At 35.7% G+C, this 9361-nt stretch carries 7 protein-coding genes; all 7 read left to right on the top strand.

Annotation, left to right across the window (positions count from 1 at the left end; translation table 11 throughout):
• Positions 1–94 precede the first annotated feature (94 nt).
• The 7 genes from ACU1LP_RS15600 to tnpA all read left to right on the top strand — a co-directional run bounded on the left by ACU1LP_RS15600 (position 95) and on the right by tnpA (position 9351).
• Complete coding sequence (locus ACU1LP_RS15600) at positions 95–1285, top strand: dipeptidase (protein WP_445736735.1); 1191 nt, start codon at positions 95–97, stop codon at positions 1283–1285.
• A 38-nt stretch (positions 1286–1323) separates the two neighbouring features.
• Positions 1324–3204 (top strand): M14 family metallopeptidase, encoded by a 1881-nt coding sequence (locus ACU1LP_RS15595; protein WP_445736734.1) that lies wholly within the window; start codon positions 1324–1326, stop codon positions 3202–3204.
• A 157-nt stretch (positions 3205–3361) separates the two neighbouring features.
• Positions 3362–5110 (top strand): amidohydrolase family protein, encoded by a 1749-nt coding sequence (locus ACU1LP_RS15590; protein WP_445736733.1) that lies wholly within the window; start codon positions 3362–3364, stop codon positions 5108–5110.
• Positions 5111–5152: 42 nt separating this feature from the next.
• Positions 5153–6457 carry an APC family permease gene (locus tag ACU1LP_RS15585; RefSeq protein ID WP_445732223.1) on the top strand — a complete coding sequence of 435 codons (1305 nt, stop codon included), beginning with the start codon at positions 5153–5155 and terminating at the stop codon, positions 6455–6457.
• Between the two features lie 445 nt (positions 6458–6902).
• The gene (locus tag ACU1LP_RS15580; RefSeq protein ID WP_445732222.1) at positions 6903–7970 is read left to right on the top strand and encodes a DUF6090 family protein; all 1068 of its coding nucleotides are present in this window, start codon (positions 6903–6905) and stop codon (positions 7968–7970) included.
• Complete coding sequence (locus ACU1LP_RS15575; protein WP_445732221.1) at positions 7963–8712, top strand: DUF6090 family protein; 750 nt, start codon at positions 7963–7965, stop codon at positions 8710–8712. Before ACU1LP_RS15580 ends, ACU1LP_RS15575 begins: the two co-directional genes overlap by 8 nt.
• Positions 8713–8889: 177 nt before the next feature.
• Positions 8890–9351 (top strand): IS200/IS605 family transposase, encoded by a 462-nt coding sequence (tnpA, locus tag ACU1LP_RS15570; RefSeq protein WP_445732220.1) that lies wholly within the window; start codon positions 8890–8892, stop codon positions 9349–9351.
• Positions 9352–9361 lie beyond the last annotated feature (10 nt).

The raw sequence follows: 9361 nt of genomic DNA, 5'->3' as shown, positions 1-9361 counted from the left end.
ATGACCGAAAATTGGTCGCAAACACCAATGATGATATGCGAATTACATATGACTCCCGATAGTTATCGGGATAAAAATCAATAAATATCAACATATGAAAAAACTAATATTATTAATCTTAATAGGAACGCAGCAACTTATAGCACAATCTTACAAAAAAATCCATTCGGACGCAATTGTGGTTGATACACACAACGATATTCTGATGAAAGCTGCGGATGTGGGGATTATTTTTGACCAAGACTTAACTGGAATAACGCATACTGATTTAGCGCGTTTAAAAAAAGGCGGATTGGATTTTCAGATGTTTTCTGTTTATTGTGATGGTGATGTGCAAAATTCCTATGCTTATGCCAATAGAGAAATGGACAGTCTGGATGCCGTTGTGGCGCGCAACCCAAGCAAGATGGTAAAAGTTGCCAATACCAAAGCATTGTTAAAAGCGGTAAAACAGCATAAAATAGCGGCCATGTTTGGTGTTGAAGGCGGCCACATGATAGAAAATGATCTTAACAAATTAAACGCCCTTTACAACCGTGGTGCACGGTATTTAACCTTAACCCATAACATATCCCCAAATTGGGTGACTAGTGCCGCCGATGAATCCTCCCAAGGAGGAGAACTTAATTCCGAAGGGAAAAAAGGGCTTACCGATTTTGGCGAACAGATTGTAAAGCGTATGAACGAACTTGGGATGATGATCGATGTGAGCCATTCGGGCGACCAAACGTTCTGGGATGTCATAAATTTATCTACAAAACCTGTTATCGCATCGCATAGTTCCGTTTATAGCTTGGTACCACATCCGCGCAATTTAAAGGATGGCCAAATTAAAGCCATAGCAAAAAACGGGGGTGTTGTTCATGTTAACTTTAATGCTGGTTTTATTGACCCCGATTTTGACAAAAAAGAATCTGCTTTTTTTGAAAAACATGCCATAGAATATGATTCGCTACAAAAAAGCGGCATGCATGGGTTTTATGCCATGGATTACATCTACACTAAATATTCAGCAGAAAAAAATGCTATCAGACCGCCATTGGACTTATTGATTCAGCATATAGAATACATCATCAATCTGGTAGGCATAGACTATGTTGGGCTAGGCTCCGACTTTGATGGCATCATCGTAACACCTCAGCAACTGGATGATGTTACAACCTATCCATTAATTACTAAAGCGCTTATTGAAAGAGGTTATACCGAAAAAGACATTAATAAAATTTTAGGTCAAAACTTTTTAAGGGTTTTGAAAACCAATGAAATAAATCACATAAAAAAATAACCAAAACATCAACTATTTTTAATTTAATATGCAATATTATGTTGTTTCAAATCAAATCACGTTTTATATTATTTTCAATTTTTGCTTTTACGTTTGTAGCAACTACTGCACAATCCTACCTCCCGCCGTCTATAGAATGGCACGGGAAAAGTGAATCACTCATTGCAAATGCAAATAATCCTTGGATAACTCCTTCAGAAAAATCGAATTTTATAACCACACCGGATTATAATGAAACCATGAGCTGGTTTAAAAAATTAACAGCAGCTTCTCCGTTGTTAACTATGGTCTCTATTGGTAAAAGCGTTGAAGGACGCGATATATTTATGATCATTGCTTCCACCGAAAAAAACATCTCAGCGATAACTTTAAAAAAATCAGACAAGCCAATTTTTCTTGCACAGGCTGGTATTCACTCCGGTGAAATTGATGGCAAAGATGCCGGTATGATGTTACTGCGTGACATTGCTTTTGGCAATAAAAAAACCTTGTTGGATAAGGTCAACTTTTTGTTTATTCCCATCCTGAGCGTAGATGCCCATGAACGCTCATCGCCATATAACAGGCCTAACCAAAGAGGTCCAAAAAACCAGGGTTGGAGAACCAATGCACAAAATTTAAACCTCAACAGAGATTACGCCAAAATAGATACGAAGGAAGTACGAGCCGTAATCAATGTGATAAATGAATACGACCCGCTACTTTACATGGATATTCATGTTACGGATGGGGCTGATTATCAATACGATATTACTTTTGGCGGTTTGGATGGATTAGGCTATTCAAAATCTATTTCCAACTGGTTAGCAACAAAATATAAAATGAATGCGGATAAAGACCTAACCACTAACGGACATATTCCGGGACCATTATTATTTGCGGTAAATAACCGTGATTTTTCACAAGGAAATATATTATTAATGGGAGATCAACCACGATTTTCAGATGCTTATGGCGATTTGCGACACACAGCTTCCATTCTGGTTGAAAACCATTCTCTAAAGCCATTCAGACAAAGAGTTTTGGGAACTTATGTATTGCTGGAAAGCACTTTAAACATTCTAGCAACAGAAGGAAAATCACTAAAAGAAAGCACTATAGCTGATAGAGCCAAAAGAGCGTCTAAACTTGCTGTAAAATCGAAAATACCGCAAATGAAAGCCGCAGTAACTTTTGAAAATCAATCAAGTGTAAAAATCAATGGAAATGAGTTAACGCCTCCTGATAGTCTTAAACTTTTAGGAATAGAATCTAAAATTGTAAAATCAACTGTAACCAATTCCGATTATGTTGAATGGACAGGAAAACCAACAACAATGACTATTGCCAATTTTAAAGGCACAGAACCTGTGGATTTTGTTACACGTCCAAAAGGATATTTCGTGCCAGCATCGTGTTCTGAAATAATAGAACGGTTAAAATTGCACGGCATACAAATGGAAATCCTAAAACAACCTCGTGAAGTAACCGTAGAAATGTACAGAATTCAAGATGCTAAATTTCAAGATGAATCTGGTAACATGTTGCCTTTTGAAGGACACATGCAAGTTACTGGAATTCCTGTTCCAGAAACACGAAAAGAAGTATTTCCTGCAGGTTCAGCATATATTTCAACCGATCAGACTTTGGGAGATTTAGCAATGTTTTTATTGGAGCCAAAATCAGCTGATTCTTTTTTTAGCTGGGGATTTTTTCTTCCCATTTTTCAACGCACGGAATATATTGAAGCTTATGTTATGGAACCAATGGCAAAAAAAATGATGGAGGAGTCACCAGTTCTACAAAAGGAATTTGAAGAAAAGAAAGCACAGGACAAAGCATTTGCCAATGACCAGAACGCCATCCTTACCTGGTTTTACAGTAAAACAAAATTTTATGATGACAGGTATTTATTGTACCCTGTGGGAAGGGAATTTTAAATTAAACTCAATAAAAAAATAATTCTATAAAAACAAAACTTATGAAAAACAGCATTTTGATACGGCAAAAAAGACATCAATAAAATAGTGGGCGCAAACCTTTTGAGTGTTTTAACAGCCAATGAAATAAATTAATCAATCTAAAAAAAACCTAAAAATGAAAACATTACATCTATCCATTTTCGCATTCATTTTCGCATTCATTTTCACAAATATCATTTTTTCGCAAACCTATATTACCAATACTACCATTGCAGATGTAGAAAACCAGAAAATGATACCCAATCAAACGGTAGTTATTACCAATAATTTGATTACGGATATTCAATCCAGCAAAAAAATTAAAATCCCAAAAAACGCTTTGGTTATTGATGGTACAGACAAATACTTAATGCCCGGAATGACCGATGCCCACATCCATTTCTTTCAAAATGGTGGGTTATACGCCCGACCGGATGTCATTGATCTACGAAAATATATGCCCTATCAAGATGAAATTCAATTGGGGAAAGATGATATGGTACATAAACTTAAAATGTACTTAAAAAATGGCATCACCAATCTTATTGATGTTGGTGCCACCTATCATTATTTAAAACAGCGAGTAGATTTTAGGAACAATGATTCGTTGCCGTCCATTTTTATAACAGGTCCTTTAGCGACAACCTACGAGCCTAAAGTTTACGAAAACTTAAAAGAAGATGAGCCTTTTAATTTAGTAAAAACTGTGGAAGATGGCATCAAAATGGTTCAAAACCAATTGCCATTAAAACCCGATTTCATCAAGATCTGGTACATTGTGGGAGCCGACGGTTTATCGGTGGAAGAAAGCGCCCGCAAAAACCTGCCCATCGTAAAAGCCATCATTGAAGAAGCCCATAAAAACAACTTGAAAGTAGCCGTTCACGCCACACAGAGAATTACAGCACAATTGGCAGTGGAAAACGGCTGTGATTTTTTGGTTCACAGCGTGAATGATGAAATTTTGAAACCGGACTTTGTGCAATTGATGAAGAAAAACAAAACGGTGCTCTGCCCTACCTTGATTGTGCGCGATGGATATGTAAAAACTTTTGGTCAAAATATAAACCCAAGCAATTATGAATTGCTAAAAGCCGACCCTTACCAATTAGGCTCCTTGTTAGACTTAAAACATCTACCGGACACCTTGCTTATCGATAATTACAAAAAAAGAGGGAACTCTAAAGAAAGCATCGCAAGTTTAAAAACAGCCGATTCAATCAGTATGGCAAACCTCAAAATATTGAGTAATGCAGGTGTTATTATAGCAACAGGAACCGATGCCGGAAATATTGGTACAATGCACGCTTCTTCCTATTTAACTGAGTTGCAAATGATGAAAAAAAGCGGCATGGGCAATTGGCAGATTTTGACCGCCTCAACATTAAACGGTGCCAAAGTTTTGGACAAACAAAACGAATTCGGAACCATTGCCAAAGGAAAAAAAGCAAACCTATTGCTTTTGGAAGCCAACCCCATTGACAAGCTTGAGAACGTCACAAAAATCAATCGTGTTATCAATAATGGCATTGTTTTCAATCCGAATGAATTGTTAAAAGACACGCCGGAAGATTTGGCGCAACGACAGTTGAACGCTTACAATTTCAGAAATATCGATGCTTTTTTAGAGCCTTATGCCGAGGATGTGGAAGTTTATAATTATCCCAATGAATTACGAGTAAAAGGGAAAGACAATATGAGAAAAGTGTATTCCGAAATGTTTGAAAAAACACCCAATTTACATTGTGAATTAGTTGAAAGAATCGTGCAAGGCAATATCGTAATAGACAAAGAACGGGTACAGTTTGGAAACCGTATTTTGGAGGCAGTTGCTATGTATCACATTGAAAACGGCAAAATAAAGAAAGTGTATTTTATTCATTGATTAAGGTAAATCTTAACTATTTATGAATTTTAAAAACAAGTTATGATTGTAAAGGAAGAAGGTTTAAAACGAAGCGTTGGGGCACTGGGGTTATCTGCCAATATTATAAACATAGTTATAGGGTCGGGAATTTTTGTCCTCCCTGCTATTATTGCTGCCAAAATGGGCGCTTCAAGCATTATTGCCTACGTTTTTTGTGGTATTTTAATGGGACTTGTTATGTTATGTTTTGCCGAAGCTGGTAGTAAAGTAACAAACACAGGAGGCCCTTATGCTTATATTGAAACTGCTTTTGGCGATTATGCAGGTTTTATTGGTGGTATTTTAGCAGTAAGTGGCAATTTTTTTGCCGATGCCGCGGTATCTAATGCATTAGTTAATGTAATGGCTTCTGCCTACCCCATATTTGAAAACGGGTGGCCTCGGTTTTTATTTTTATTTATCCTTTTCTATGGCTTGGTTTACATTAATGTTATTGGCTTAAAACAAGGCATCGGGTTGGTAAAGTTTACTACCATCGCAAAACTAATCCCGTTGTTGTTGCTTATTGCTGTTGGTTGGAAACATGTTTCTTGGGGTAATTTGGAATTCCATTCCCTACCAAGTATCAAAACTTTAGGAGAAGCATCGCTTATTTTGTTTTTTGCATTTCAGGGCAGTGAAACAGGACTTATAGTTGGTGGTGAGGTTATTGACCCAAAACGCACCATCCCTAAAGCTATTTTTATAAGCATAACCAGTATAGCATTTATTTATATAATGGTGCAAACAGTGGCGCAAGGTGTACTTGGAAGCGACTTACCAAACTTTAAAGCTGCACCACTTGCCGAAACTGCCAGAGTGGTTTTTGGTGCGTTTGGGCTTATGCTTTTACTGGTTGGCACCATTATTTCTATGTTTGGTTATATGAGTGGCTCAATATTAAACAGTCCAAGAATTTTATATGCCCTTTCAAGAGATAAGGTTATCCCTATAAAATGGTTATCAAAAATCCATAAATCATTTGCAACTCCGCACATTGCCATTATTGTATATGCAACCATTGGGTTTGCGCTCGCTGTTTCAGGGAGTTTTGAACAATTGGTAGTTATAGCAACCAGCTCTGTACTTTTACTATATTTAGGGGTTGCTTTATCTGTTATCAGATTACGCAAAACCCATAAATCGTTACCGGGTGAATTTAAAACCCCTGGAGGTTTAATAGTTCCTTTACTTTCAATAGTGATTATCCTTTATTTTCTATCAAATTTAGCTAGAAATGAAATTTTTTACACAATAATAATTATAGGGGCTTTATCATTAATGTTTGTTGTGATTACATATTTTAAGAAAAGAAACCATGAGTAAGTTCATTTATAAAAAGCTTATAAACGAAGGCAAAACTTCCTAGTATTTTAAATATCCATTGGCAAAATTGTGCTTGTAGTAAACTTGATCAATAACTAAAAACTTAAAAAAACCCACCCCTAGCCCCTCCAAGGAGGGGAACGCCTCTCGGGTTCATTCAAGCTCTTAGAAACATCAACGGAAACCTTCTTAACAAAAACAAAGCCAGTATGTACCTTAAATGTACTTTTGAGAAATTTTACTTTCCCTGAATATGAATAATTACGTAAATTTAAAAACCACACGGATAGTTCCCCTCCTTGGAGGGAACACATAAAGCTTATGATAAAACTCTTTAGAAACTTCCATTATCGAAACAAAACTTTACGAAGTAAAATCAAATGTGCAGTGGACATTTGGTTGAGATAGCCGCTTGCGGGCATACCAAACTATAAAACAACTACATATGATAAAATTATTTCGAAATATTAGAAAGCAATTACTTAATGAAGGCAAAACCACCAACTACCTAAAATACGCCATTGGCGAAATCATCCTTGTAGTTATTGGGATTTTGATTGCTTTACAGATCAATAATTGGAAGGAACAAAACAAGGTGGAAAAAGATTTTGAATTTGGACTAAAACAAGTTTATTCAAAAATTCAAGTGGAGAATTATGATTTAACTATTTTAGAAGAACGCTTGGTTTTTCAGCTTTCTTACATAGATTCTATACTAAATCATCCCGATAGTATGACTCCTGAACTAATTCCAGGAGCCATTCAACTGCTAGATTATACTGGTTTTTCACAAAATGAAAATTATCACGAATTATTACAACCCTATTTGAAACTGAATCCTAATAACGAAGCACAAAATGAACTTTCAAAAAGCTTACGAGGCTATTTAACCTCAAACAATTCTGATGGCAGACTTGTTTTTGATATGAATACTGCGCCATTTTTGTTTTATCAACATTTAAGAAAATCTAATATTCCTATAAGGTCTTACAATCTGGATGCCCTTCCTTATAAAGAGTTTGTTAAACCACCAACAGATAATTTTTATTCACAGAAAAATATAGAGGCGGCAAAACAACTTATTAATGAACCTGGTTTTATTGCCGACGTAAAATCCATGCAACTTATAAAGAAAAGTATATTAAGAAGTAGTCCCAATTATTTTAAAAATGGTCAATCCATTTTAGCTTTTATAGCAAAAAATTACCCGAATTCTATTAATAAGATTGAAAAAATGGAACTCATTGGCACAGGAGTTCCCAATGGCAATTGGGCTATTGGCTTACCTATGAAAATGCTGGAAGATGGCATTTTTGAACTACAGACCCAATTGGTTGATGGAGAAATAAAGTTTAGAGCAGATAGTAACTGGACATTCGATTGGGGCAGAAGTGAAAATCGTATTGAAAAATTAGTCTTTAAAGGCTCCAATATTACCGTTAAGAAAGGGATTTATAAAATAACCTTAAACATTGTAAATAACGAATATAAGATTAAGAAAATTAATGATTAAAATTTTTAGAAACATCCGTAAAAACCTACTCGCAGAAGGCAAAACTTCAAAGTATTTAAAATACGCCATTGGTGAAATTGTATTGGTGGTGATTGGCATTTTGATTGCTTTGCAGATCAATAATTGGAACGAGAACAGAAAAACAGATTTAAAAATTAAAGGCTCACTTGAAGCATTAAGAAGTGATTTAATACAGGATACTTTATTAATAATTGAAAAACAGCCCTTTATCATTGAGCAATTTCAATTTAATGAGTCTCTGCGGTCAAGGGTTGCAAAACCAAATGCAACTTTGGATACTTTAATACAAATAACGCGCCATCAATTTAACCCAAATTGGAGTGCCCAGATTATTTACAACACAAATGCCTATAATAGTCTCAACCAAACAGGTTTAATAGAAAACCTTTCTGATTCACTCAAGGCATCAATCAAGAATTTTTACAATAAGAAATCCGCTCTTTATGGAAGGGTAGAACAAACTACCAATGATTATAGAGAAAAAATTACGTCGTATGTAAACACCTATACTTTTGGCTCAACACCAATCCATGACCAAGGCAAACTCATTGATTCATTAGTTTGGAAGCATGTAAATCCAGGGCATCTTGCAGCTACCTTTCAAGGTATCAGTAATTTTAAGCGTATCCTCTTTACAGAAACCAGAGAAGAAATGGATTATTCTCTCATCCATTCCAGAAAGTTATTAAAACAAATTAATGATTATTTGAAAAAACAATGATAAAACTCTTTCGAGACATCCGTAAAAACCTTCTTAACAAAGGCAGGGCCACCAACTACCTAAAGAATATTATTTGGAGATTGTAAGCTGGCCCGTTAGGGACAAATATATTGGTAGAAGAAGAAAATACAACGATCACCCAGCGTGCCGTTAGGTACGCCATATAAACAGGCAACCATGGCAAACACCCATACACAAATACATATACAAACCGTCTTCGCGGTCCAGGACAAACAAAGCCTCATCAAAAGTGAATGGAAAAATGAACTGTACAAATACATATCAGGAATTATTCAGAATAACAATCATAAAGTATTGCAGATAAACGGTATGTCCGACCATATCCACATCCTGTTCGGAATGCGACCCACCCAATCGCTCTCAGATTTAATGAAACAGGTTAAGCAGGATTCATCAAAATGGGTAAATTCAAGAGGATTTGTCAATGGAAAATTTTCATGGCAAGCTGGTTTTGGTGCTTTTTCATATTCAAGATCAGAATTGGCACCTGTGATCAATTATATCAAAAACCAAGAGCAGGATCACAAAGCAGTAACTTTTCAAGATGAATATTTAAAATTTTTAAAAGAATTCCATATAGAATTTGATGAACGCTATGTTTTTAAACCAGTACTTTAACATATTCTGT

Source organism: Mariniflexile sp., assembly GCF_052728615.1.
The sequence above is the reverse complement of the archived record's forward strand: the minus strand, read 5'-3'. Positions and strand labels throughout refer to the sequence as shown.

Excerpts from the sequence above, each read along its gene's own strand:
- ACU1LP_RS15595 (WP_445736734.1), top strand. The coding sequence starts at position 1,324 with ATGTTGTTTCAAATCAAATCACGTTTTATATTATTTTCAATTTTTGCT.
- ACU1LP_RS15580 (WP_445732222.1), top strand. The coding sequence starts at position 6,903 with ATGATAAAATTATTTCGAAATATTAGAAAGCAATTACTTAATGAAGGC.
- ACU1LP_RS15600 (WP_445736735.1), top strand. The coding sequence starts at position 95 with ATGAAAAAACTAATATTATTAATCTTAATAGGAACGCAGCAACTTATA.
- ACU1LP_RS15575 (WP_445732221.1), top strand. The coding sequence starts at position 7,963 with ATGATTAAAATTTTTAGAAACATCCGTAAAAACCTACTCGCAGAAGGC.
- tnpA (WP_445732220.1), top strand. The coding sequence starts at position 8,890 with ATGGCAAACACCCATACACAAATACATATACAAACCGTCTTCGCGGTC.
- ACU1LP_RS15585 (WP_445732223.1), top strand. The coding sequence starts at position 5,153 with ATGATTGTAAAGGAAGAAGGTTTAAAACGAAGCGTTGGGGCACTGGGG.
- ACU1LP_RS15590 (WP_445736733.1), top strand. The coding sequence starts at position 3,362 with ATGAAAACATTACATCTATCCATTTTCGCATTCATTTTCGCATTCATT.